The organism is Pseudoxanthomonas daejeonensis (assembly GCF_022637495.1).
Taxonomy (GTDB): Bacteria; Pseudomonadota; Gammaproteobacteria; order Xanthomonadales; family Xanthomonadaceae; genus Pseudoxanthomonas; species Pseudoxanthomonas daejeonensis.
The window spans coordinates 1,505,331-1,529,062 of sequence record NZ_CP093331.1; the positions used below are offsets into that span (position 1 = coordinate 1,505,331).

19 protein-coding genes and 1 pseudogene are annotated in these 23,732 nt (G+C 71.1%); 11 read left to right on the forward strand and 9 right to left on the reverse strand.

What is annotated here, in order from left to right; translation table 11 throughout:
* Window positions 1-24: 24 nt before the first annotated feature.
* Window positions 25-570 carry a glutathione peroxidase gene (locus MNQ95_RS06815; protein WP_162410271.1) on the forward strand — a complete coding sequence of 182 codons (546 nt, stop codon included), beginning with the start codon at window positions 25-27 and terminating at the stop codon, window positions 568-570.
* Window positions 571-654: 84 nt separating this feature from the next.
* On the opposite strand, the gene MNQ95_RS06820 is transcribed toward MNQ95_RS06815, so the two are convergent.
* The 6 genes from MNQ95_RS06820 to MNQ95_RS06845 form a co-directional block, all read right to left on the reverse strand.
* Entirely contained in the window at window positions 655-1,725 is a 1,071-nt protein-coding gene (locus MNQ95_RS06820) for an MlaA family lipoprotein (protein WP_241954199.1), read from the reverse strand.
* Window positions 1,722-2,030 (reverse strand): STAS domain-containing protein, encoded by a 309-nt coding sequence (locus tag MNQ95_RS06825; RefSeq protein ID WP_162410272.1) that lies wholly within the window; start codon window positions 2,028-2,030, stop codon window positions 1,722-1,724. The genes MNQ95_RS06820 and MNQ95_RS06825 overlap by 4 nt, the downstream gene beginning before the upstream one ends.
* Window positions 2,017-2,682: an MlaC/ttg2D family ABC transporter substrate-binding protein gene (locus tag MNQ95_RS06830; RefSeq protein ID WP_162410273.1), complete on the reverse strand. Its 666-nt coding sequence runs from the start codon at window positions 2,680-2,682 to the stop codon at window positions 2,017-2,019. Before MNQ95_RS06830 ends, MNQ95_RS06825 begins: the two co-directional genes overlap by 14 nt.
* A complete protein-coding gene (mlaD, locus tag MNQ95_RS06835; protein WP_162410274.1) occupies window positions 2,679-3,200 on the reverse strand; it encodes an outer membrane lipid asymmetry maintenance protein MlaD in 522 nt (173 codons plus the stop codon). Before mlaD ends, MNQ95_RS06830 begins: the two co-directional genes overlap by 4 nt.
* A gap of 109 nt (window positions 3,201-3,309) precedes the next feature.
* Window positions 3,310-4,059, reverse strand: coding sequence for an MlaE family lipid ABC transporter permease subunit (locus MNQ95_RS06840; RefSeq protein ID WP_162410275.1), 750 nt, complete (start codon window positions 4,057-4,059; stop codon window positions 3,310-3,312).
* Window positions 4,059-4,859, reverse strand: coding sequence for an ABC transporter ATP-binding protein (locus MNQ95_RS06845; RefSeq protein ID WP_241954200.1), 801 nt, complete (start codon window positions 4,857-4,859; stop codon window positions 4,059-4,061). The genes MNQ95_RS06840 and MNQ95_RS06845 overlap by 1 nt, the downstream gene beginning before the upstream one ends.
* Before the next feature lie 211 nt (window positions 4,860-5,070).
* On the opposite strand from MNQ95_RS06845, the gene recC reads away from it, so the two are divergent.
* Genes recC through recD form a run of 3 tightly spaced genes read left to right on the forward strand, consistent with a single transcriptional unit; the run spans window position 5,071 to window position 13,996 of the window.
* Window positions 5,071-8,481, forward strand: coding sequence for an exodeoxyribonuclease V subunit gamma (recC, locus tag MNQ95_RS06850; RefSeq protein ID WP_241954201.1), 3,411 nt, complete (start codon window positions 5,071-5,073; stop codon window positions 8,479-8,481).
* A complete protein-coding gene (locus MNQ95_RS06855; RefSeq protein ID WP_241954202.1) occupies window positions 8,478-12,104 on the forward strand; it encodes a UvrD-helicase domain-containing protein in 3,627 nt (1,208 codons plus the stop codon). The genes recC and MNQ95_RS06855 overlap by 4 nt, the downstream gene beginning before the upstream one ends.
* Entirely contained in the window at window positions 12,101-13,996 is a 1,896-nt protein-coding gene (gene recD, locus MNQ95_RS06860; RefSeq protein WP_162410279.1) for an exodeoxyribonuclease V subunit alpha, read from the forward strand. Before MNQ95_RS06855 ends, recD begins: the two co-directional genes overlap by 4 nt.
* A 97-nt stretch (window positions 13,997-14,093) precedes the next feature.
* Here recD and MNQ95_RS06865 read toward each other — a convergent pair whose 3' ends face one another.
* On the reverse strand, window positions 14,094-15,293 hold the full coding sequence (locus MNQ95_RS06865; RefSeq protein WP_241954203.1) for a GAF domain-containing sensor histidine kinase: 1,200 nt from the start codon (window positions 15,291-15,293) through the stop codon (window positions 14,094-14,096).
* Between the two features lie 335 nt (window positions 15,294-15,628).
* On the opposite strand from MNQ95_RS06865, the gene MNQ95_RS06870 reads away from it, so the two are divergent.
* The 5 genes from MNQ95_RS06870 (at window position 15,629) to MNQ95_RS06890 (ending at window position 20,009) form a co-directional block, all read left to right on the forward strand.
* Complete coding sequence (locus MNQ95_RS06870; protein WP_241954204.1) at window positions 15,629-16,267, forward strand: cytochrome c oxidase assembly factor Coa1 family protein; 639 nt, start codon at window positions 15,629-15,631, stop codon at window positions 16,265-16,267.
* Window positions 16,264-16,569 carry an excalibur calcium-binding domain-containing protein gene (locus tag MNQ95_RS06875; RefSeq protein ID WP_238390338.1) on the forward strand — a complete coding sequence of 102 codons (306 nt, stop codon included), beginning with the start codon at window positions 16,264-16,266 and terminating at the stop codon, window positions 16,567-16,569. The genes MNQ95_RS06870 and MNQ95_RS06875 overlap by 4 nt, the downstream gene beginning before the upstream one ends.
* A gap of 136 nt (window positions 16,570-16,705) precedes the next feature.
* Window positions 16,706-17,104: a hypothetical protein gene (locus MNQ95_RS06880; RefSeq protein ID WP_162410282.1), complete on the forward strand. Its 399-nt coding sequence runs from the start codon at window positions 16,706-16,708 to the stop codon at window positions 17,102-17,104.
* A 56-nt stretch (window positions 17,105-17,160) separates the two neighbouring features.
* Window positions 17,161-17,709, forward strand: coding sequence for a YdeI/OmpD-associated family protein (locus tag MNQ95_RS06885; RefSeq protein ID WP_162410283.1), 549 nt, complete (start codon window positions 17,161-17,163; stop codon window positions 17,707-17,709).
* Between the two features lie 185 nt (window positions 17,710-17,894).
* A complete protein-coding gene (locus MNQ95_RS06890; protein WP_162410284.1) occupies window positions 17,895-20,009 on the forward strand; it encodes a M13 family metallopeptidase in 2,115 nt (704 codons plus the stop codon).
* 81 nt (window positions 20,010-20,090) lie between these two features.
* Here MNQ95_RS06890 and MNQ95_RS06895 read toward each other — a convergent pair whose 3' ends face one another.
* The gene (locus MNQ95_RS06895) at window positions 20,091-21,137 is read right to left on the reverse strand and encodes an AI-2E family transporter (protein WP_241954205.1); all 1,047 of its coding nucleotides are present in this window, start codon (window positions 21,135-21,137) and stop codon (window positions 20,091-20,093) included.
* 233 nt (window positions 21,138-21,370) lie between these two features.
* Here MNQ95_RS06895 and MNQ95_RS06900 point away from each other — a divergent pair, with 233 nt between their 5' ends.
* Together MNQ95_RS06900 and MNQ95_RS06905 are read left to right on the forward strand one after the other, a co-directional pair.
* Window positions 21,371-21,871 carry a hypothetical protein gene (locus MNQ95_RS06900; RefSeq protein ID WP_162410286.1) on the forward strand — a complete coding sequence of 167 codons (501 nt, stop codon included), beginning with the start codon at window positions 21,371-21,373 and terminating at the stop codon, window positions 21,869-21,871.
* 21 nt (window positions 21,872-21,892) lie between these two features.
* Window positions 21,893-22,090 (forward strand): annotated as a pseudogene (locus MNQ95_RS06905) (hypothetical protein); the annotation flags it as partial.
* Here MNQ95_RS06905 and MNQ95_RS06910 read toward each other — a convergent pair.
* Window positions 22,026-23,729: a family 43 glycosylhydrolase gene (locus MNQ95_RS06910; RefSeq protein ID WP_241954206.1), complete on the reverse strand. Its 1,704-nt coding sequence runs from the start codon at window positions 23,727-23,729 to the stop codon at window positions 22,026-22,028. The pseudogene MNQ95_RS06905 and the gene MNQ95_RS06910 overlap by 65 nt on opposite strands.
* Between the last annotated feature and the right edge of the window lie 3 nt (window positions 23,730-23,732).

The window sequence follows — 23,732 nt, forward strand, 5'->3', positions numbered from 1 at the left end:
GGCCCGCCACCTGGACCTGCCGCCATGACCGAAACGCTCGACACGATTCCGCTGGCCACCATCGACGGCCGGCCCGCCACCCTCGGCGACTGGAGCGGCAAGGTGCGGCTGCTGGTCAACGTCGCCTCCAAGTGCGGGCTGACCCCGCAATACGAAGGCCTGGAGCAGCTCTATCGCGAGAAGAAGGACGCGGGCCTGGAAGTGCTGGGGTTCCCGGCCAACGACTTCATGGGCCAGGAGCCGGGCAGCGAGGCGGAGATCGCCAGCTTCTGCTCGGTCAACTTCGACGTGACCTTCCCGATGTTCGCCAAGATCGCGGTGACCGGCGACGGCGTCCATCCGCTGTACCGCGCGCTGGTGGCGGCCCGGCCCGACGCGACTGGCGAAGGCCCGATGCGCGACAAGCTGGCCGGCTTCGGCATCGCCGCCAACCCGGCACCGGGCGTGCTGTGGAACTTCGAGAAGTTCCTCGTCGGGCGCGACGGCAAGGTCGCAGCCCGGTTCTCGCCGGACGTCACTGCCGAAGATCCGCGCCTGCGCGCGGCCATCGACGCCGCCCTGTCCGCCTGAGTGGTACCGGAAAGGAAGGCCCGGGAGTGATCCCGGGCCTTCGTGCTCCTGCGTGCGTGCTCCTGCGTGCTGCGGGGCGCCCGGTCAGCCGCCGGGCAGCGGCAACGGCATCGCGTCGGCCGGCACGATCGGATTGCGCTCTTCCTCTTCGCGCAGGTAGTCCGGCAGGTCGCCTTCCTGGGTGGCCCGGTTGCGGCGGTCGCCCTCGATCTGGAAGGTGCGGCGCTGCAGCCAGGCATCGCGCACCAGCGCGTAGTCGTCGGCGGCATCGGCGCGCATCGCATCCAGCGACAGCAGCTGCGCGCGCGTGTCGACCAGTTGCAGGCCCTGCAGCGTGACCCGGATCTTGTCCTCCTCGACCCGGCGTACGACCGACAGCGGCATGTCGCCGGCCAGGCCGAACACGTCGCGCAGGGTGCGCGGACCGAACAGCGGAAGCTCGACGAACCGCGAGCTGCGCCAGCCCCACATGCCCAGGGTCTGGCCGAAGTCCTCGCTGCGGCGCTTCATCTTCAGGTCGCTGGCCGGATCGAACACGCCGCCGATGCCCAGGGTCGAATTGACCACGAAGCGCCCCAGGGTCTGCACCGCGTCGCGCGGCCGGCCCTGCAGCACCTGGTTGACGAAGGTCAGCGGCGAGCCGAGGTTGTCGAAGAAGTTGGTCACGCCCAGCCGCAGCGGCTGCGGGACCACCGCCACGTAGGCCTGGGCCAGCGGCCGCGCGACCGCGCGGTCGACCGCATTGTTGAACGCGTGGATCTTGCGGTTCATCGGCTCCCACGGATCGTAGGACGAGCGCGCGGCTGTCGCCGGATCCGCGGCGTCCGCATCCTGCGCGGTGGCCGCCGGTGCCTCGCCGTACAGCGCCGCGTAGTCGTCCTCGGCCGCGGTGGGTGCAGCGGTGGTCGCGGCGTCCACGCCGGGTGCCAGGCTGGCCTCCTGTGCGGGCGTCGCAGCGGTCTGCGCGAGCACACCGCCTTCGGCCGTTTCCTCCAGCGACGGGTCGGGCGCCCGCGCGGCGTCCGCAGGCACCGTCGTCCCGGCCACGGGCGTGGCCAGTGGCGCCGCGGCGTCGGCAGCGGGCTTGGGTGCACTGGCGCACGCGGCCAGCATCAGCAGCAGTGCGGGCGCGAGGAGCCTGGACACAAGGATCATGGCGCCGGATCCGCGAAGCCGAGCGCCGCGTCCAGCCGGTAGGCGGCACGCAGTTCGGCCAGTCCGTCCGGGGTGCCGACGATCACCGGCGCGTCGAGGCGCTCAAGCGCTTCGGCGAGCAGCGCCAACCCGGCGCTGTCCAGGCGCTGCACGCCGGACAGGTCCACGGTGCGCACACCTTCCAGCTGCGGCAGCAGCGCTGGCCACGCCCCGGTGGCCGCGGCGCGGTCGAGGAGACCGCCCAGGCGCAGGACCGACCCGTCGCGATGCAGCGACAGGCCGTGGCCCGGATCAGTGTGCGCCATCGGCATCTGCTTGCGGCTGGAGGGTGCCGGCGCGCAGGTCCGCGGCGACCTGCGCGATCGACTTCTGCCGCAGCGGCGCATCGAACTGGCTGCGGAAGGTCTGCACGTAGGACACGCCTTCGACCATCACGTCGAAGATCTTCCAGCCGCCGTTGTCGCGCATCAGGTAGTCGACCGGGATCGGATTGCCGCCTTCGCGCAGCACCTCGGTGGAAACCTTGACGCCGCGGCCACCCGGCAGCGGGGTTTCGGATTTCAGGCGGATCCGCGGCTTGCCTTCGATGGTCACCAGCGCCGCGCCGTAGCGTTGCATCAGGTTGTCGGTCATCGCGTCGGCGAACAGCTTCACGTCGGCGTCGCTGGCGCCACGGCCATGCGGGCCCAGCACCAGCTTGGCGGCGTATTCGCGGTCGAACACGCTGCGCAGTTCGCTGTCGATGAAGGTGCGCAGCGCGGTCGGGTTCTTCTGGAACTCGGCCCGGCGCGCCTGCAGCGTGGTCAGGATGCGGGTGCCGTTGTCGACGACCTGCTTGCCGGGCGTGGCGGCCGGCGTGGCGGCCGGCGTGGCAGCCTGCTGGGCGTGGACGGCGACCGGCGCGACCGCGAGCAGCGGCAGGGCCAGGACGAGGGACAGGATCAGGGCTCGGTTCATTGCGGTGTCGCTTCCGTGGGGGACGGGTCTTGGGACGTTGGCGGAGGCGGCGCACCTGCACCGGCACCACCGAACATGTACTTGCCGACCAGCTGGATCAGGTCGATCGCCGGCTGGGTGTAAGCGATCTCGTCGCCCGGCTGCAGCGGCTCGGGATCACCGCCCGGCTGCAGGCCGATGAAGCTTTCGCCGAGCAGGCCGCTGGTGAGGATGCCGGCGGAGGTGTCGGCCGGCAGGTCCTTGTAACGATCGTTGATGGCCAGGGTGACCACCGAATCGAACTTCACCGGATCCAGGTCGATCTTCTCGACCCGGCCCACGACCACGCCGCCGATCTTCACCGGCGCCTGCAGGCGCAGCTGGCCGAGGTTGGCGAAGCGCGCGACCAGCGGATAGCTGCCGCCGCCAAAGCCGAACTGGCGGTTGGTCGAGGCGAACGCCAGCACCAGCAGGGACGCCAGCGCCAGCACGAGGAAGGCGCCGACCGCGAATTCGAGTCTTGGACCACGGATTGCCATGGGGATTACCTATACGAGCCGGTTTGAACGGAGTGACAACTTGAGGGCGGGAGCCCGGGGTTTCATTCAGTGTCCGCACATGGATGTGCGGGCATTGCGAGGACTCGCACTAGCGGAACAGCAGCGCCGACATCACGAAGTTCAGCATCAGCACCAGCAGCGAGGCGTTGACCACCGCGCGCGTGGTCGCCACCGAGGTGCCTTCGATGGTCGGCTCGGCGTGGAAACCCACGTACGAGGCGACCAGCGCCGCGGTACCGCCGAACACGGCCGACTTCAGCAGCGCCACGCCGAAGTCGTCCCAGAAGTCGACGCTGCCCTGCAACGCCGACCAGAACGTGCCGTTGTCCAGGCCCAGCACCTGCACGGCCTGGAACCAGCTGGCGCTGATCGCCAGCGAGCAGAAGAACACCGTCAGCAAAGGCACGCACAGCACCGCGGCCCAGAAGCGCGGCGCGACCACCTTGGCGATCGGATCGATGGCCATCAGCTCCAGCGCCTTGATCTGGTCGGTCGCGCGCATCAGCCCCAGCTCCGCCGCGATCGAACTGCCTGCGCGGCCGATGAACAGCAGAGCGGTCAGTACCGGGCCCAGCTCGCGGTACAGCGACAGGCCCAGCAGCGTCGACAACGCATCGGCGGCGCCGAAGGTGGTCAGCGTGCGGTAGCCCTGCAAGGTCAGCACCAGGCCCACGAACGCGCCGCCCACGGCGATGATCGGCAGCGAGCGGCCGCCGATCTTGTAGATTTCGCGCACGAGTTCGGCGAAGAAATCGCGGGTCGGCAGGGAGGCGCGCAGCACCGACAGCGAGAACAGGCCGGCGCGGCCCAGCGATTGCACGGTCGCGGCGATGGCCATCAGCCTGCCTCCGCGCGGATGCGTTCGAGGGGGGCGCTCTCGAAGGGAATGGGACCATCCGGTTCGCCGCGCAGGAACTGCCGCAGCAGGGGATCCTCGCTGGCCTCCAGCTGCGCGGGGGTGCCGTCGAACACGATGCTGCCATTGGCGATCACCACCGCCTGGTCGGCGATGGGCAGGGTCTCGTGTACATGGTGCGAGACGATGATGCTGGTCAGGCCCAGGCTGCGCGAGAGGCGCCGGATCAGGCTCATGATCACGCCCGACGCAATCGGATCCAGCCCGGTCAGCGGCTCGTCGTAGAGCATCAGCGGCGGATCCAGCGCCAGCGCGCGGGCCAGCGCGACGCGCCGGGCCATGCCGCCGGACAGTTCGCGCGGATACAGGCCGGCGGCGGCGCGCAGGCCGACCGCATTGAGCTTCATCGCCACCAGCCGCTGCAGCACCGGCTCGGGCAGGCGGGTGTGGGTGCGCAAAGGCAGGGCCACGTTCTCTGCCACGCTCAGGTCGGTGAGCAGGCCGTTGCCCTGCAACAGCACGCCCAGGCCCTTGCGCATCTCCAGCAGCTCGCGGCTGCGGCGCGGCACCGCTTCGCCGAACACCTGCACCGTGCCGGTCGCCGGGACCAGCTCGCCGGTCAGCGCCGCCAGCAGGGTCGACTTGCCGGTGCCCGACGGGCCGAGCACGGCGGTGATGCTGCCCGCCGGGACCACCAGGTCGAGGTCGCGCAGGATCGTGCGCCCACCCCGGTCGAGGCGGACACCCTTGAGGGTGACGGCATTGGCAGTCTGGACAGGCATGGGGGCGTTGCGGTCGCGTGCGACAAACGACGCATCATGCGTCGAGGAAACTGAATCTTAACCTATCGACTGAACCCCTCAGTACAGGAATTCCAGCACGCCACTGGAACGCAGCAAGGCCCTGCGTCGAGTGAATGCTCATGCCCGACGAACCCGGTTTCCTTTGCGGCGTAGGCCGGGTGCGCCGGCGCGGCGCGTCTCGCCTGCTGCGATGTCGCTGCGGCAAGATGGGGCGATGACCGGCCCGGCCACCGACTTCCGCCTCTACCACTCCAATGCATTGGACGTGCTGGCCGGCATCCTGGCCGAAGTGCTGCACGAACCGGCGCCCGGGCAGTCGCTGCTGGCGCCGGAGGTCGTGCTGATCCCGCAGGTGGCGATGCGCCGCTGGCTGCAGGCCACCCTCGCCGCTGCGCACGGCGTGGCCGCGAACCTCGAATTCCTCACCCCCGGCGAATTCGTCGGCCGCGCGCTGGCGGCCAATCCGCCGCCGGGCGAGGCGGCGGTGCGTGACGAGCCCCGCGACGAACTCGATGCGGCCAGCCTGCACTGGCACCTGTATGCGGCGCTGACCGACCCGGCACTGCTGGCGGATCCGGCGCTCGCCGGCATCGCCGCGCACGTCGGTGGCGGCGATCCGCTGCGCGCCTGGTCGCTGGCCGGCGAACTGGCCGGCGTGTTCGAGAAATACCAGGCCTGGCGCCGTGACTGGCTGCTGCGCTGGGAAGCCGGGGCCGACCCCGGCGACCCGCAGGCCATCCTCTGGCGCCGCGTCGCCAGCGGCCGCGCGCACCGCGCCCGGCGCATCCAGCAGTACCTCGAACGCTTCGGCACGGCCGGCGGCCCGCTGCCGGCCGGACTGCCGCCGCGGCTGTCGGCGTTCGCCACGCTCAATGTCTCGCCGGACGTGCTGCGGGTGATCGCCACCCAGGCGCGGGTCGGCAGCCTGCACTGCTTCGTGCCCTCGCCGGTGGCCGATTACTGGGGCGACCTGCAGCGCCTGCGTCGCGGCGAACCGCGCGACGACACCGCCGAGCACCCGCTGTTGCAGCGCTGGGGCGCGGCGGGCGTCGACTTCATGCGCATGGTCGGCGACTACGAGGTGGTGCACGCCTCGGCCGACTTCGCCGTGCACGTCGATCCGGGCGAAGGTGGCGGCGCGCTGCACGGCAGCCTGCTGCGTCGCCTGCAGTCGGACCTGTTCCATCGCCGTGCGATGCCGGGCGGACCGGCGCGCGCCGGGATCGACCGCAAGGATCCCAGCCTGCAGCTGCACGCCTGCCACACCCGACTGCGCGAACTGCAGGTGCTGCACGACCAGCTGCGCGGCCTGTTCGACGACCCGCGCTTCGATCCGCCGCTGCAGCCGCGCGAGGTCGCGGTGCTGGCGCCGGACATCGATCCGTACCTGCCGTACCTGGACGCGGTGTTCGGCCGTCGCGGCCAGGACGACGCCATTCCCTACGCGCTGGCCGACGCCAGCCCGCTGGCCAACGAGCCGCTGGCGGAACTGTTCCTGCGCCTGCTGGCGCTGCCGGTCTCGCGCTTCGGCCTGCATGAAGTACTCGACCTGCTTTCCACGCCGGCGCTGGCCGAGGCCAACGGCCTGGACGCACCGGCGCTGGAACGGCTGCAATCCTGGCTGGAAACGGCCGGCGCGCGCTGGGGCATCGATGCCGGCCATCGCGCACGGCTGGAGGCGCCGGCGGACGAGGCCTATACCTGGGCCTTCGCCCTGGACCGGTTGCTGCTCGGCCACGCCACCGGCAGCGAGCAGCCGATCGTGCTGCCCGGCGGCCAGGTGCTGGCGCCATTGCCACTGCTCGAAGGCGGCGCGCTGGATGCGCTGGATACCCTGGTGCGGCTGCTGCGCGTGCTCGCCTTGCATGCGCGCGTGCTCGGCGAAGCCATGCCCCCGTCGCAATGGCGCGAGCGCCTGCTTCGCCTGCTCGACGCGTTGCTGCCGCGCTCGCCATCGAGCCCGGCCACGCAGCGCGCGCTGGACCGCCTGCGCAGCCTGGTCGACGCCTTCGCCGCCACCGCCGGTCGCGCCGGCTACGACGCGCCGGTGCCGGCCGAAGCGGTGCGCGCGCACTTCGCCGACGCGCTGGCCGAAGCCGATACCCGCGCGCCGCTGCTCACCGGCGGCGTCAGCATCGGTCGCATGGTGCCGATGCGCCTGCTGCCGTTCCGCGCGATCTGCGTGCTGGGCATGAACGATGGCGAGTTCCCGCGCCGCGATCCGGCCGCCGGCCTCAACCGCCTCACCGCCGAACTGGGCACCGCCGATCGCAGGGCAGGCGACCGTTCCACCCGCGACGACGACCGCTTCCTGTTCCTGCAGCTGATGGTCGCCGCGCAGGACGTGTTCTACGTCAGCTGGATCGGCAAGGATCCGCGCGACGGCAGCGAGCGTGAGCCGTCGGTGCTGGTGTCCGAGCTGATCGACGTGGCCAGGGCCCACCACGCCGATCCGGAAGCCGCGGCGCGCGACCTGGTCGTGCACCACCCGCTGCAGCCGTTCTCGCCGGCCGCGTTCGGTGCCGGCGACGAGCCGCGCCGCTTCTCCTATCGCGAAGCCTGGCGCGCCGCCGCGGCGCAACCGGCGACCCGGCGCACCGCGCTGCCGCCCTGGTTCGCCGGCGAAGCGTTGCCGGCCACGATGGAAGATGCCGACGCGTCGCTGCAGGTCGACGAACTGCGACGTTTCCTGTTGCACCCGGCGCGCGCGCTGGTGCGGCGCATGGGCCTGCAGCTGCCGGAGGTCGAAGCCGCGGGCGAGGATATCGAACCGTTGTCCGGTCCCGGCGGCGGCCTGGAGAAGGCGCGCCTGCAGCAGGCCGTGTTCGAAGCGCTGCTGCGCGACGAGGACGCCGCCACCACCCACGCGCTGCTGCGCGCCCGGGGCCTGCTGCCGTCGGGCGCATCGGGTCGACGCGTGCTGGCCGCGATGCGCGGCGAGCTGGCGCCGTACGCGGAAGCCTTCCTCGACTGGCGCGGCGCGGCGCAGCCGCAGTCGCTCGCGCTGCCTGAGATGGAGGTCGAAGGCGTGCGCCTGCACGGCCGGATCGAGAACGCCTGGTCGCACGGCCTGGCCCGCCTGCGCTTCGGCGAACGCAACGGGCCCTCGGCGATCCGCCACGGCCTGGACTGGCTGCTGGCCTCCGCCGCCGGCATGGCGCTGCCGCTGGTGGAGTTCCACGAGACGAAAGACCATGGGCCCGGCCCGCACCTCCGCGAGCCGCTGTCGCCCGCGGTGGCCAGGCAGGTGCTGGGCCGGCTGCTGCAGCTGCGCGCGCAGGGCCTGCGCGAACCGCTGCCCTTCGCCCCGTACAGCAGCTGGGAGCTGTACCGCTACAGCGAGCGCTTCGATTTCGGAGTGAAGCAGGCCAGCGCGAAGTGGCGCGGCAACGGCCAGGGCTTCGCCGAAGGCGAGGACCCGGCGCTGCGGCTCGCCCTGCGCGGGCGCGATCCGTTCGCCGATGACGCCATGCTGTTGCAGTTCGCCGACACGACGATGGCGGTGTTCGCCGCGGTGGTCGAAGGCAAGGTCTACGCAGGCGTGGATCCGGAAGCTCTCAGCGGCCTGGCCGATGCCTGGGACGCGGAGGACGCCGCGTGAGCGCGCAGGACGCCTACCTCGCGTTGCCGCTGTCCGGCGTGCGCGCGATCGAAGCCTCGGCCGGCACCGGCAAGACCTTCACCCTGGCCACCCTGGTGGTGCGGCTGGTGCTGGAACGCACGCTGCCGGTCGAACGCATCCTCGCCGTCACCTTCACCGAGGCGGCCACCCAGGAACTGCGTGCCCGCGTACGCCGGCGCCTGCTGCTGGCCGCCGACATCGCCGCCGGCACGCCGTACGACGGCGCCAGTCCCGAGGCCTCGCTCACCGCCGCGCTGATCGAAGCGCACGTGGAGGCGAGCGGCGAACCGCGCGAGGCCGTGCAGCGCCGCCTGAGCGCCGCCGCCGACGGCATCGACCAGGCCGCCGTGTTCACCATCCATGGCTTCTGCGCACGGGTGCTGCGCGAGCACGCGCTGGAAAGCGGCCAGGGCTTCCACGCCCCGGAACTGCTGGCCAACGACCTCGCCCTGCGCGAGGCCATCGCCGCCGACCTGTGGCGCGCGCATACCCGCGACGACGACAGCGTCGAGGACCTCGCCGCATTGTGGCCGCAGGGTCACGAGGCGCTGGCGCAGGACCTGCCATTGCTGGTCCGCGAAGCGGTGCTGCAGCCGCCACTGCCTGCTCCCCTGCCCGACCCGATGCCGGCACTGCACGCCGCCGCCGCAGCGCTGGTGGAATCGGCGCGCACCCATGGGGACGGCTTCCGCGAATCGCTGCTGGCGGCGGTGGACGGCAAGGTCCTGCATGGCGGCAGCTACAAGGTCGAGTGGATCGAAGACCTGTTCGCCGCGCTGCGCCGCTGGTGCGCGGCCGGCGATCCACGGCGGCCATTCGAGCATGCCAAGCTGCCGCAGCTGCACCGGCAGACCCTGCAGGCGCGCACCAACGGCAAGTTCGCCGGGCGCACGCCCGACTCGCCGCTGTGCGGCGCCGTGGAGGATTACGCCGCCGCACTGGCGGCGATGGGCGACTACCAGGAGGCGCGCCGCACCACGCTGCTTCATCGCATCCGCGAGGACGCGCGACGCCGCCTGGCCGCGCAGAAGCAGCAGTTGCGGGTGCAGACCTACGACGACCTGATCGATCGGGTCGCCGATGCGCTGGACGGCACGCACGCCGACGAGCTCGCGCGGCAGTTGCGCGCGCAGTACGCCATCGCCCTGGTCGACGAGTTCCAGGACACCGACCCGCGCCAGTGGAGGATCTTCGACCGCGTGTTCGGCGCCGGCAACGACGACCCGGCGCTGTTCGTGATCGGCGATCCCAAGCAGGCCATCTACGGCTTCCGCGGCGGCGACGTGGAAACCTACCTGGCCGCGCGCGCCACCGCCGAACAGGCGCCGCCGCTGTCGCACAACTTCCGCTCCCGTCCCGCCGTACTCGGCGCGATCGAGGCGCTGTATGCGCAGGCCGACGTCGCGGCCGGCAACGACGACAAGCTGGGCCCGCCCTTCGTCGACCCGCGCATCGAATTCCACGCGGTGCAGCCCGGCGGCAAGCGCGCCGATGCCGACTACCTGCGCGACGGCACGCCCGCACCGGCGCTGGTGCTGTGGCAGGCGCCGCCACCGGAGCAGAAGGCGCACAGCGCCGGCCGTTCGCGCGAACTCGCCACCAGCGCCTGCGTGGCCGCGATCTACGCCGTGCTCACCGACGCCCGCGCCGGTCGCGCCGCGATCGACGGCCGGCCGGTGCAGCCGGGCGACATCGCCGTGCTGGTGCGCAAGCACAGCGAGGCCACGATGATCCGCGAGGCCCTGGCCCGGGTCGGCATCCCCGCGGTGGCCGCCGGCAGGCAGAGCCTGTTCGCCACCGCCGAGGCGCACGAACTGCATGTGCTGCTGGAAGCGCTGCTGCATGGCGGCGACGAACAACGCCTGCGTGCGGCGCTGGCCACGGTGCTGGTCGGTGAGGACGCGCAACGCCTGGCCACGCTGGAGGGCGACCGCCCGGCGTTGCGCCAGTGGCAGGACGCCGCTCTCGGCTGGCGCGAGCGCCTGGACCGCGGCGGCCCGCTGGCCCTGGTCAGCGATCTTTGCGCGCAGCACGCCACCCGCCTGCTCGGCCTGCTCGATGGCGAGCGTCGCCTGACCAACTACCTGCAGCTGGCCGAGCAGCTGCAGGAAGCGCTGCGCGCCGCGCCGGGCCTGCACGGCCTGGTCGACTGGCTGGAGCAGGCGATTGCCGTCGCCAGCGCCGACGACGATGCGCAGCTCCTGCGCCTGGAATCGGATGCGCGCCGCGTGCAGGTGGTGACCCTGCACAAGAGCAAGGGACTGGAGTACCCGCTGGTGTTCCTGCCTTTCGTGGGCATCGGCGGCAAGTCGCCGGAACCCGGCCGCCGCGTGGTGGTGCATGGAGGCGATGGCCGGGTGCTGCACTGGAAGCTGCAGGCCGCGACCAGCGGTTGGGCGGACGCGGCCGAGGCGTGGAAGCGTGCGCAGCGCGCCGAGGACGCACGCCTGCTCTACGTAGGCCTGACCCGCGCCCGCGACGCGCTGTGGCTGGCCACCGGCGCGTTCTACAACCACGCCCAGTCGCCGTTGTGGTCGATGGTGCAGGACCCCGCCGCGCTCGCCGCGCGCGCACCCGGCAGTATTGCCGTCGATCCGAAGCAGGCGCCGGCGTCGCTGCCCTGGCTGCCGCCGCAGGCCGAAGGCGAAGTGCCGCCCGCGCGTCGCCCGACCCGTTCGCTGGCCAGCGACTGGTGGGTCTACAGCTTCACCCAGCTGGCCAATGCCGACACCGGCCACGATCCTTCCAGCGCCGCCACCCAGCCGGCCGCTGGCGGCCGCGACGAGCCTGCCGCGGCTGAGGACGCCGCCGCCCTGGCGAACGCGGACGACGGCTTCGACCCGCGCTTCGCCGGCGCGCGTTTCGGCGTGGTCCTGCATGAAGTGTTCGAGCACGCCGATTTCACCGCCTGGCGCGACTGGCGTGCCGGCGATCCCGCACCGGCCGGCGAGCACGAACGCGTCGTCGAAGCCCTGCGCCGCGGCGGCTACGCCGCCGACGAAGTCGAAGCCGGCATCGACGTGCTCACGACGCTGGCCGGGCAGACGCTCACCGTCGCCCTGCCCGAAGGCGTACGCCTGGCCGAGCTGCCCGGAGCGCAGCGCCGCCCCGAAATCGAGTTCCAGTTCGCGCTTGCACCCACGCGCGTCGACCGCCTGCTCGCCCTGCTGCACGCGCATGGCCTGCTGCGCACGCGCCAGGGTTTCGGCGGCCGCCGCCAGCTCGAGGGCCTGATGACCGGCCTGATCGACCTGACCTATCTCCACGACGGCCGCTGGTACGTGCTCGACTACAAGTCCAACCGCCTGCCGGCCTACAACGCGCCGGCCATGGCCGAAGCCATGGAGCACAGCGAGTACCCGCTGCAGGCGCTGGTCTACACCGTCGCACTGCACCGCTGGCTGCGCTTCCGCCTTGGCGCGGCCTACGACTACGCGCGCGACTTCGGCGGCGTGCGCTACCTGTTCTGCCGCGGGCTCGACGCCAGCCGCGCCTGCTCGTCCGGTGTGTCGCCCGGCGTGCAGGCCTGGCGCTTCGATCCCGAACTGGTGCACGCGGTCGACGCGCTGTTCGCCGGCCTGGCGCAGGGAGCGGCGGCATGAGCCTGCTCGACGCCCTGCGCGGCCAACTGCGTACCGTCGACCATGCGCTGGGCCTGAGCCTGCGCCGGCTCGATCCGGATACACCCGACGAAGTCGCCACCGCCGCGGCGTTGGCCTCGCTGGCGGTCTCCGCCGGCCATGCCGGGTTCCGTCTTTCGCGTCCGCACGACCTGGTCGATGCCGCGATCGACTGGCCAGCGCCGGTCGAATGGCAGCGCGTGCTCGAAGCTTCGCCCTGGGTCGCCACGCCGCAGGCGGGCGATGCGGAAACCGCCGCCGACGCACCGCTGGTGCTGGAACACGGCCTGCTCTACCTGCGCCGCTACCGCGAGTACGAACGCCGCCTGGCCGCCGGCCTGAAGCGGCTCGGCGGCGCCGACTCCAGCGACGATGTCGCTCTGGCCGCGCTCGCACCGCTGTTCACGCGCCTGTTCCCGCACGCCGGCGGCGGCGACGACCGCCAGGCCCGCGCCGCCGCCGTGGCCCTGCGCCAGCGCCTGCTGCTGGTCACCGGCGGACCGGGTACCGGCAAGACCACCACCATCGCGCGCCTGCTGGTCCTGCTGGCCGCGCGCGCCGCCGCTGCGGGGCAGGCCGCGCCGTGCATCGCCCTGGCCGCGCCCACCGGCCGCGCCGCCGAACGCATGGCCGAAAGCCTGCGCAAGGCCGCGCAGCTGCTCGCCGCCGACGGCATCGAGACGGAACTGCTGGCGCCGCTGGCCACCACCGGATCCACCCTGCACCGCCTGCTCGGCACGCGCCCGGACGCACCCGAGTTCCGCCACCACGCCGGCAACCCGCTGGAAGTGGACCTGGTGGTGGTCGACGAAGCCTCGATGATCGACCTGCCGCTGATGGCCAAGCTGGTCGAAGCGGTGCCGGACGGCGCGCGCCTGGTCCTGCTCGGCGATCCCGACCAGCTGCCGTCGGTGGAAGCCGGCGACGTGCTCAGCGGCATCCTCGCCGCCGCCGGCGATGGCCTGCGCCTTGCGGCCGAAGACGCGACCGCGCTGCACCCGCTGCTGGGCGGCATCGATGCATCGGCCATCGATGCCGGCGACGCGCGCAGCGCCTTCCCCGCCCGTCACGTGCACCTGTTGCGCGGCTGGCGCCAGTCCGCCGCGCTCGACCTGGCGCCGCTGGCCGCGGCCGTGCGCGAAGGCGACACCGGCGAAGCGCTGCGCCTGCTGCGCGCCGGGCAGCTCGACGGCGTGCACTACCACCCCACGCTGGCCGATCCACTCGCCGAAGCCCCCCAGCGCGAACGCCTGCTCGCGCACTGGGGCGCACTGGCCAACGCACCCGATCCGGCCACCGCACTGGCCCGGGCCGGCGAGCTGCGCATGCTCACCGCCGTGCGCGACGGTCCACAGGGCGCGCGCAGTCTCAACACGCGGATCGAAGCGCTGCTCACGGGTCGCCTCGCCGCCGCGCCGGCGCGCGGCAATGCCCATCCCGCGCGCGGCGACGCCGCCTTCTTCCACGGACGCCTGCTGCTCGTCACCGAGAACAGCTACCGCCACCGCCTGTTCAACGGCGACACCGGCATCTGCCTGCGCGACGCCGCCGGCCAGCTGATGGCGTGGTTCCCCGGCGAAAGCGCCGACGAGCCGCGCGCGTTCCATCCGGCGACCCTGCCCGCGCACGAAAGCGCCTTCGCCATGACCGTGCACAAGGCGCAGGGCTCGGAGTTCGACGAGGTCTGGCTGCAGCTGCCGGGCAACGACAGCCGCGTGCTCTCGCGCGAACTGGTCTACACGGGCCTTACCCGCGCCCGCCGCGAACTGCATCTGGCAGCCAGCGGCCCGATCCTGGAAGCGGCGCTGGCCCGGCACGCCAGCCGCGTGTCGGGATTGGCCGCGCGGCTGCGAGGCGCCTCGGGTTCCACGTAGGCGATCGTGTTCCCCATGCCGGCTCGTGCACGCCGGTATCGCGACCCGTGTCAGCGCGTCCGGCAGGCAGGTGATCGCACCGCCACCGTTGCGTCGCTCAGTGCGCGCCGGCCTTCAGCGGCAAGGAGAACTCGAACAGCGTGTCCGCCGCTTCGGAGGAAAACACGCGCAGCTCCCCGCCGTGGGCCACGGCGATCTGCGAGGCGATGTACAGGCCCAGGCCGAGCCCAGGTGCCAGCCGACGGTCGGCGGGCCGCTCGAACGGTTCGAAGATGCGTCCGACCTCGTCGACCGGGATGACGCCGCGGTTGGCCACGCTGATCCGCAGCGTCGTGTCGGTGGTCACCGCCATCACCTGGATCGTGGTTTCGGTGCTGCCATGCACCAGCGCGTTGATCAGCAGGTTGCTGAGCATCTGTCCCAGCCGCGACTCGTCGCACTCCACCGCGTGGTCGATGTCCAGCACGGCCAGCACCCGCCGTCCCGGATGGCCCTGCCGGACTTCATCGACCACTCCCGCCAGGTGCGCCTGCAGCGTGGCGCAGGGCCGCACGTCCAGGGCGATGCCCCCGGCCAGGCGTCCGCGCGCGAAATCCATGGTCGTTTCGATCAGCTCGCTCATCCGCTCGGCGCTGCGATGAAGGTGCGAGACCAGGCGCTCCTGTGCCGCCGGGAGCGCGGCCATCCCGAACATCTCGGTGGCCATGCGGATGGCCTGCAGGGGATTTCGCAGGTCATGGGCCAGTACCGCGATGAACTCCTCGCGCAGCTTGGCCACGGCCTGCGCGTCGAACAGTTCCTGCCTGGATTCCGCAAGCGCCAGTCGGGACTGGGTGAGTCGCAACGCGCTGTCGGTCAGTTCGACGCTGGCGGAGAGGCGGTCGCTGGTGTCGTCGAGCAGCGCGCCGAACAGGCGGGCCAGGCGCTGCATGCCCTCGACCATCGCGGCGCTGACCGGGCGCGGTTGCGCATCGAACGCGCACAGCGTGCCGAACAGGCGGCCGTCGCGGGTTCGCAACGGCACCGCGACATGGCTGTGGATGCCGTGTTCGCGCACCAGCGGGCTGTCGCGGAAACGCGCTTCCAGCCCGGCGTTGCCGAAGTACACCGGCTCGCCGCGGGCACGCACCTCGTTGCAGAACGTCAGTGCCGGGTCCAGCGCGCTGCCTGCCCGGACCCCCAGCCTGCACTGGCCGTGCACCGCCACCGCGCGCCATGCCGAGGGGGTGACCTCGGCGGCCAGCACGCATTCCATCCCGGTGACGAGCGCGCCCAGGGCCAGCAGGTCGGCACCCACGGTCCGTGTCGTCGCGGCATCACCGACCCTTCCCGGTTCCACTTCCATACCTGTCCGGCGCCCCCTGCTTTCCGAAAAATCTGCCCACGTGGCCACGCGGTGTCCACAGGCCCCGGTCAAATCATGGGCGAAATCGCGGCGAACCTCATGAACGGTTAAAAAAGCGGACCATTCGCGGAGCTGGCGCAGTTGCCCTCGCTTCGGCTCCGGCTCCCGCACCCGCACCCCTGCTGCAGCCCCGGGCGTCCATTGACGCTGGTCCCTTGCAGCCGGAGTATCCAGCGCACATCCCCTGGGGAGGGGAACGGTTCCGCGTCGAGCGCGGCAGGGGCGACATGGAGAACACGTCGGGGGGCGGCGACGCCGCAGTGGTGCCGCCGGAGATCGATCGCTGGAACTGGGGAGCATTCGTGCTCACCTGGATCTGGGGAGTGTGCAACAACACCTTCATCGCGCTGCTCATGTTCGTGCCGTTCGCCAACATGGTGATGCCGTTCGTGCTGGGCGCCCGCGGCAGCGCCTGGGCGTGGCGCAACAAACGCTGGGAAAGCGTCGAGGCGTTCAAGGCCGCGCAGCGCAAGTGGGCGTGGTGGGGACTGGCCGCGCTGCTGCTGTTCGTGTTGCTGCTGGTCGGCATCTTCGCGGCGGTCTTCGCCACGCTGAAACATTCCGAGCCCTACCGGCTCACCGTCCAGGCGCTGGAGGCCAACCCCGCCGCCGTGGACTTGCTGGGCCAGCCGATTTCCACCGGCATCCCGATGGGCGGCATCCAGACCTCCGGTCCAGACGGTGAAGCCAATCTGTCGTTCAGTGCAGAAGGACCCAGGGGCGAAGGCACCGTCTACATGAAGGCCACGAAGAGTTTCGGCCGGTGGGTGGTCGACCGGGCGGTGCTGCAGGACGAGGAAACCGGACAGCGCCTGGAGCTCGTGGAAGGTGCTTCGTCCGGTCCCCTGCCGGGAGTCGAGCCGTGAGGAACCTCATCGTCCTGCTGTTCTTGGGCACACTCGCCTGGTACGGCTACGGCAAGTTCAAGGAACGCAGTCCCGGGCCCGAAGCGCAGGTAGCCGACCTGGCCCGTCGCGCGCAGCCGGCCGCGGACGCGCCTGCGCCGGCCCGTGCGCCCGAAGCGCAGCGCTTCACCTGCGATGGACGCACCCACTGCTCGCAGATGCGCTCCTGCACGGAGGCGACGTACTTCATCCGCCACTGCCCCGGGACGAAGATGGATGGCGACAACGACGGGGTGCCCTGCGAGCAGCAGTGGTGCAACTGAGGGCGCGGACAACCCGCTGCACGCGCGGTAGCGACTCGGCATCTGCAGGACTTGTGCGGGAGCGGCAGCAGGAACCGGCCAGTCGGATCCGCGCGTCCCGACCGGGGCAGCCATCAACCACCACAGGGGAATCGCAATGGAAAATCCATACTCCGCACCCGCGGCCCACATCGGCGGGTCGAACGCGGACGTCCCGGACGAAGTCCTGAAGAAGATCAGGCACGCCTGGGTGGCGGCGATCTTCTCCGGCGGCATCACGCTCGCGGCCACGCTGGTCGCCATGTCGGGCACCGACGTCCTGGGCTTCTCGGCATGGGAGCTGATCGATGTCGCCCTGATCTTCGGCCTCGCGTTCGGCATCTACAGGAAGAGCCGCACCTGCGCCGTCGTCATGTTCTGCTACTTCATCGCGTCCAAGATCCTGCTGGCCATGCAGGTAGGGGTCACCGGCGTCCCGATGGCGATCATCTTCGGCTACTTCTTCTGGCAGGGCGTGTCGGGGACCTTCGCTTACCACAAGATCGCAAATCCCTAGCCGCAGGAAATCCCTGCCGGTACCGGCCATCCGCCGCTGCGGTGTATCGTCCGCGCATGCCCAAGGCCACTGCTCCCACGAGGTTCAAGGCCCGCCTGCTGCGCCCGGCAAAGCCGGCGGACGCCGACTGGCTGTTCTTCGTGCTGCCGCAGCAGGCAAGCGATGCGCTCCCCACCCGCAGCCAGGCGAGCGTCGACGGCACCCTGGAGGGTCAGCCGTTCCAGGCCACGCTGGATCCGGACGGCAAGGGCGGCCACTGGATGAAGGTCGAAGCGGAACTGGCGCAGGCTGCCGGCGTTGCAGCCGGGGCGACGGTCGCGGTGCAGGTGGCGCCCGTGGCCGAGGAGCCGCAGCCGAAGGTGCCGGCCGACCTGGAAGCGGCGCTGGCCGCGCAGCCGCCAGCACGCGCGACCTGGGACGACATCAGCGCGGTCGCGCGCCGCGACTGGATCCTGTGGGTCACCTCGGGCAAGAAGGCCGAGACCCGGGTCAAACGTATCGCGGTGGCTTGCGACAAGCTCGCAAAGGGCCAACGGCGCGCCTGCTGCTTCGACCGCTCCGGCATGTACAGCAACTCCCTCTGCGCGCCGGAACCGGCTGAATAGGCGGCGCGGCGCCGCCCGCCACAAGCCCAGGCCCTACCCGGCTGCTGCCCGTCGCCGCGCCGACGCCCGCGTCCGCGCGCGCTCCTCCGGCCCCCGACCCCCGACTTCCGGCACCCGTGCCTGGTGTCGCATGCAACTACCCTGAGGGGCCGCCTGGCACGACCGCCACCGACCACGGAGATCCCTTGAAGAAGACCCTGCTGACCGCCGCGACCCTGCTGGCCCTTGGCTTCGCCGCCCAGGCGAGCGCCCACGACACCCACGCCTGCGCCGACGAGGCCTGCTCGCTGCAATGGCTGTACGAGGGCGCCGGCGACAGCGCTGGCGGCAACACCACCGTCGCGACCCGCTATGGCAGCTGGGGCATCGACACCGCCGGCATGGATCGGGCCACCGCGCCGGGCGCCGACTTCTTCGGCTACGTCAACGGCACCTGGGCGGAGAACACCCCGATCCCGTCCGACCAGTCCAGCTACGGCTCGTTCCGGGTGCTGCGCGACCTTTCCGAGGCGCGCGTGCGCGCGCTGGTGGAGGGCCATGCGCTCGGCGATCCGGCCAGCGGCGGCGATGGCGCGAAGATCGCCGCCGTCTACCGCGGCTTCATGGACGATGCGGCGATCGAACAGCTCGGCGCCGCGCCGCTGCAGCCGATGCTGGCGCGCATCCGCCAGGCCGACAGCCACGCCGCGCTGGCCGCGCTGATGGGCGCGCGCGACACCTTCAACGTGACCCTGTTCGGCCTGGGCGTTTCCGACGACCAGCGCGACCCGGACCGCTACACCCTGTATATGAGCCAGTCCGGCCTGGGCCTGGGCGACCGCGAGATGTACCTGCGCGACAACTTCGCGCCGCAGCGCGAGCGCTACCTGGCCTACATCGCGCAGCTGCTGGAGCTGGGCGGCTGGAACGACCCGAAGGGCAGCGCGGCGGCGGTGCTGGCGCTGGAGACCCGCATTGCCGAAGCGCACTGGACCCGCGCCGAAAGCCGCGACCGCGACAAGACCTACAACCCGGTGCCGTTCGACCGCATCGAGTCCTACGCCCCGGGCTTCCCGTGGGCGACCTACTTCGCCGCCGCCGGCGTCGGCGACGGCGACCGCGCGGTGGTGCGCCAGAGCACCGCGATCCCGAAGCTGGCGAAGATCTTCGCCAGCGCCGACGTGGCCACGCTGCAGGCCTGGCAGGCCTTCCACGCCATCGACGAGGCCGCGCCGCTGCTGTCCAGCCCGTTCGCCAACGCCCATTTCGAGTTCCGCGACAAGTTCCTGTCCGGTCAGCTCGAGCAGCGCGAGCGCTGGAAGCGCGGCGTCGCCCTGGTCGAAGGCAGCCTCGGCGAGGCGATCGGCCGCGAGTACGTGAAGCTGTACTTCCCGGCCGACGCCAAGGCCAAGATGGACGCGCTGGTGGCCAACGTGAAGGCGGCCATGGGCGCGCGCCTGGACACCTTGGAGTGGATGAGTCCGGCGACCAAGGCCGAGGCCCACGCCAAGCTGGCGGGCTTCGGCCTGAAGATCGGCCATCCTGAGAAGTGGCGCGACTACAGCAGCCTGCAGGTCGCCAACGGCGACGTGGTCGGCAATGCGCTGCGTTCGCGCCAGTTCGAGTGGGATTACCGCCGCGCCCGCCTGGGCAAGCAGGTCGACAAGGCCGAGTGGGGCATGACCCCGCAGACCGTCAACGCCTACTACAACTCGGTCAAGAACGAGATCGTGTTCCCGGCCGCGATCCTGCAGCCGCCGTTCTTCGATCCCAAGGCCGACCCGGCGGTGAACTACGGCGGCATCGGCGGCGTGATCGGCCACGAGATCATCCACGGCTTCGACGACCAGGGCCGCAAGTCCGACGGCGCCGGCGTGCTGCGCGACTGGTGGACGGCCGAGGACGCGGCCAAGTTCGAGGCGCAGGCCGCCAAGCTGGGCGCGCAGTACGAGGCCTTCAAGTTCCCGCAGCTGCCGGACATGCACATCAATGGCCGCACCGCGATGGGCGAGAACATCGGCGACCTCGGCGGCCTGACCATCGCCCTGGAGGCCTACCGCCGCTCGCTGGGCGGCAAGCCGGCGCCGGTGATCGACGGCTTCAGCGGCGAGCAGCGCCTGTTCCTGGGCTGGGCGCAGGTGTGGCGCACCCTGTGGCGCGACGACGCCCTGCGCCAGCAGCTGGTCAACGGCACCCACTCGCCGGGCCACATCCGCGCCTTCGCCCCGCTGCGGAACATCGACGCCTGGTACAGCGCCTTCGACGTCAAGGAAGGCGATCCGCTGTACGTCGCCCCGGAAGACCGGGTGCGGATCTGGTAACGACGAAGGGGCCGCGAAAGCGGCCCCTTCCTTGTTGCGCTGGCGGAAGTACTTACGCCACGGGGTCGGGTATCGCGCCGCTCAGACCTCGCCCTTCTTCGACAGCAGCACCGCGATCGGGCGACTGCCCTGGAATTCCGCCAGCACCATCACCAGGCTTGCCGTTACCGGCACGGCCAGGAACGCGCCGGGCACGCCCCATAGCGCGGTCCACACGGTCAGGCAGACCAGGATCACGAACGGGCTGAGGTTGAGCGAGCTGCCCATGAGGTAAGGGTCGAGCAGGTTGCCGTTGAGGAACTGCACCACCGACAACGCACCGGCCAGCACCAGGGCGGCCTTGAGGTCGCCGAACTGCAGGAGCGCGAACAGTACCGGCAGCGCCACGCCCAGCACCGAGCCGATGTAGGGCACGTAGTTGAGCAGGCCGATGACCAGCGCCCAGAACGGCGCCAGCTCCACGCCCATCGCGGCCAGCACGATCCAGCTTACGAAGCCGAGCAGGATGCTCAGCAGGGTCTTCAGCGCCAGGTAGGTGCCGATGCGGCGGTTGATGTCGCCGACGATCCGTCGCACGCGGGCGCCGCGCTGCGGACCGGGCGAGAGCGCGTCGAGCTTGGCGTCGAAGTGGCGGCGTTCGATCATCAGGAACGCCACGTACAGGCCGACCACGGTCAGGCCGCCGATCATCGAGGCGACCCAGCCCAGGGTCGAGCCGGCCAGCCTTTGCAGGTTGACCTGGGCCAGCACCGCGGTGCGGATGCCTTCCCAGCTGGGAGCCGACTCGACGCCCAGCAGCGCCGCGCCCTGCTGCACCATCGACACCAGCTGCGCCTGGTAATGCGGAACCTGCGCCAGCAGCTGGTCCACGCTGTCCATCGCAAGCCAGCCCAGCAACGCCAGCGCAGCGAGCATCACCAGCGTGGCCAGTGCGTACAGCGCCTGCACCGGCAGCGCCGGTCCGATCACCGGGATCCGGGCCAGCAGCCGCGTGGCGCCGAGGATGACGTACACCGCCATCACGCTGAACACGATCGGCACCAGGATGTCGCGGCCGATGTACAGCATCCAGCCCAGCAGCACCGTAAACACGGTGCCGTATACGAGTGCGCGGAAGCGTTCGTTCATCGGCCATCCCCTGGGTGTCGCGGCCATTGTGGTCCAGCGCAGTGGCGCGCGCACCTGCCCCGGGCGGACCGGCTCCATCGTCGCCCACCCGGTTTCGTCGGCCGACAGCACGACTCGTCGCATGCCGGTTGTGGCTGCCACGGGCCGCCTGCACTGTGGCGCCCTGTCGCCAATGGAGGCGGCCGCGGGTGTCCACGAGGGGCGTCCGCATGCGGAACGAAGGAGTGCCTGCGATGTTCCGACTCTGCGCGATCCTGTTGTCCCTGCTGCCGGGCGCGTCCGTGGACATCGCTCGGCCCGGACCCTTCGCCTTCGGCAGTTCCGTGGCGCAGGCGCAACAGCGCCCGGCACCGCTGTGCACGTCGCTGGAGATCCGGGTGCTTACGCCGCCGACCGCGCCGCTGGCCCGCATCAGCCGCCACCCGGTCGACTGCGCCGGCTTCGTCCATGCCGACCGGCCGCGCACGGTTGAACTGGTATTCCAGGACTACCGCCTGGACCTGGTCTGGATCCTGTTTCCTGCGCAGCGGAAGACCGAACTCCTCCAGGCCTTCAGCACCCGCTACGGCAAGCCGTCGCTGGAGGTGGAGTTCGGCAGCATCTACCTGGCCGCCAGCGCGGCCGCGCGCAACGCGCCCAACGGGGCCCTGTTCGCGTCCGAGCGCCAGGCCCGCGCAATGATGGCGAGGCTGCAGGCGCAGGCCGCGGCGGCATCGCCATCCACCTCACCCTGACCCATCCACGGAGAGTCGCCGATGAAAACCCTGATCGCCCTGCTGGCCTGGTGCCTGCTGCTGGTGCTGTGCTGGCCGCTGGCGATCCTGGCGCTGGTGCTGTGGCCGCTGGTCTGGCTGCTGTCGCTGCCGTTCCGGCTGGTCGGCATCACTTTCACCGCGCTGTTCGCGTTCCTGGCTGCGCTGCTGATGCTGCCGGCGCGGCTGCTCGGGGGTGGGTCGGGTCCGGCAGCGCGCGATAGCGGAAATCGCGAAAGCGCACCGGGGCCTGGCCTGCGCTGTACAGGCCAGCACGCAGGCTGAGGAAGCCGCCGAACACGTTGTGGTGGATGCCCGACACTTCCATGCGGGTGCCGTGCAGCCGCCAGGTGCGGCCCCCGTCGTACGAGTAGCGCCAGGTCAGTACGTGCGCGCCATTCGTGAGCCGCAAGCGGACCGCGCCGCTCCCTTGGCGAGGCACGCGTGCCCAGGGATGTTCCTCCGCGTACTGGAAGGTCTTCACCACTTCGGGCGTAACGCCCAGGCCGACGAAGGCCTTGTGGTTGTAGAACAGCAGCAGCCCACCTTCGCCCCCGTCGGGGACCTCTACGGTCACTTCGATCTCGTAACTGCGATCGACCATCGTGCACAGCAGCGGCGCACTGTCGGCCGGCGAGGAGCCTGATCCGGACAGTGCGAGTGCGCCGCCCGAGCGGCTGATCCGTGCCAGGCCGTCCGCGCCCGGCTGGAACAGGCACCACTGCGTGCCGAGCCGGTCGCCGGAAAAATCGTCGGACAAAGCCGTACCCGCGCTTGGCCTGGATGACGGCAGCGGCTTGCGCAACGGACGCGAAAGATCGCCTCCCTTGGCGCGGAACCAGCCGTCATCGCACCATTCGACTGGTTCCATCAGGGCCTGCCGCCCCAGCGTGCGAAAGCCGTTCTCGTAGCCGTGGTAGACCATCCATGCATCGCCCGCCGGGCCTTCGACCACGGTGGCGTGGCCACGCGACCACCACGGCTCGTCGATCGACAGCGTGCGCACCAGCGGATTGTGCGGGCAGTGTTCCCATGGGCCGTGCACCGAACGCGAACGCGCGGCGATGACCATGTGCCCGGTGACCGGCCCGGCGGTGCCGCCCACCGCGGTGACCAGGTACAGCCAGCCGTCGCGCCAGAACAGCTTGGGACCTTCCGGCGCGAAGTTCTCGGTGATCCACTCTTCCGGATAGCGCCACGGCTCGTAGGCCATCTCCAGCATGCCGTCGGTGGCCAGGCCATCATCGGTGAGCCGGATCTTGCGGATGCCGTTGACGAACAGGTAGCGCTTGCCGTCCTCGCCGACCACGTGGCCCGGGTCGATGAAGTGCTCGATGCCCAGGTCGACCGGATCGCTCCAGCGGCCGCCGCGGATGTCGTCTGTCCAGATCACGAAGATCCGCCAGCCCTTGTCGCCCGGATTGGCCGGCAGGTAGATGTAGTAGCGATCGCCGTGCCTGCACAGGTCCATCGCCCACACGTCGCCCAGCGGCTGGCGCAGCGCCGGACCCAGCGGTGCCCAGTTCAGCAGGTCGGTCGAGTGCCAGATGACGATCCCGGGCACGTCGCGGAACGAGGAGAACGTCATGTAGTAGTCGTCGCCATCCTTGAGGATGGTCGGGTCCGGGCGGTCGCCTGCCACGATCGGATTGAGATAGGTGCCGTCGCCCAGGTCGGCACGACGCTGGTTTTCCACGCCCCGGCGCCAGCGCGGCGGCGCCGGTACGCACGGTCCGGCTGGAGCGGCCTTGTCGCCGCCACCGGCAAGCGCGGCCAGCGGTGCGGCCAGCGCACCGGCGGCCATGGTCTTGAAGAGGTCCCTGCGCGTGGTCATCGGCATTCC

Bases quoted from the DNA above. Each gene is read 5' to 3' on its own strand.
- MNQ95_RS06815 (WP_162410271.1), top strand. From the start codon at position 25: ATGACCGAAACGCTCGACACGATTCCGCTGGCCACCATCGACGGCCGG.
- MNQ95_RS06820 (WP_241954199.1), bottom strand. From the start codon at position 1,725: ATGATCCTTGTGTCCAGGCTCCTCGCGCCCGCACTGCTGCTGATGCTG.
- MNQ95_RS06825 (WP_162410272.1), bottom strand. From the start codon at position 2,030: ATGGCGCACACTGATCCGGGCCACGGCCTGTCGCTGCATCGCGACGGG.
- MNQ95_RS06830 (WP_162410273.1), bottom strand. From the start codon at position 2,682: ATGAACCGAGCCCTGATCCTGTCCCTCGTCCTGGCCCTGCCGCTGCTC.
- mlaD (WP_162410274.1), bottom strand. From the start codon at position 3,200: ATGGCAATCCGTGGTCCAAGACTCGAATTCGCGGTCGGCGCCTTCCTC.
- MNQ95_RS06840 (WP_162410275.1), bottom strand. From the start codon at position 4,059: ATGGCCATCGCCGCGACCGTGCAATCGCTGGGCCGCGCCGGCCTGTTC.
- MNQ95_RS06845 (WP_241954200.1), bottom strand. From the start codon at position 4,859: ATGCCTGTCCAGACTGCCAATGCCGTCACCCTCAAGGGTGTCCGCCTC.
- recC (WP_241954201.1), top strand. From the start codon at position 5,071: ATGTCGCTGCGGCAAGATGGGGCGATGACCGGCCCGGCCACCGACTTC.
- recD (WP_162410279.1), top strand. From the start codon at position 12,101: ATGAGCCTGCTCGACGCCCTGCGCGGCCAACTGCGTACCGTCGACCAT.
- MNQ95_RS06870 (WP_241954204.1), top strand. From the start codon at position 15,629: ATGGAGAACACGTCGGGGGGCGGCGACGCCGCAGTGGTGCCGCCGGAG.
- MNQ95_RS06880 (WP_162410282.1), top strand. From the start codon at position 16,706: ATGGAAAATCCATACTCCGCACCCGCGGCCCACATCGGCGGGTCGAAC.
- MNQ95_RS06885 (WP_162410283.1), top strand. From the start codon at position 17,161: ATGCCCAAGGCCACTGCTCCCACGAGGTTCAAGGCCCGCCTGCTGCGC.
- MNQ95_RS06895 (WP_241954205.1), bottom strand. From the start codon at position 21,137: ATGAACGAACGCTTCCGCGCACTCGTATACGGCACCGTGTTTACGGTG.
- MNQ95_RS06900 (WP_162410286.1), top strand. From the start codon at position 21,371: ATGTTCCGACTCTGCGCGATCCTGTTGTCCCTGCTGCCGGGCGCGTCC.
- MNQ95_RS06910 (WP_241954206.1), bottom strand. From the start codon at position 23,729: ATGCCGATGACCACGCGCAGGGACCTCTTCAAGACCATGGCCGCCGGT.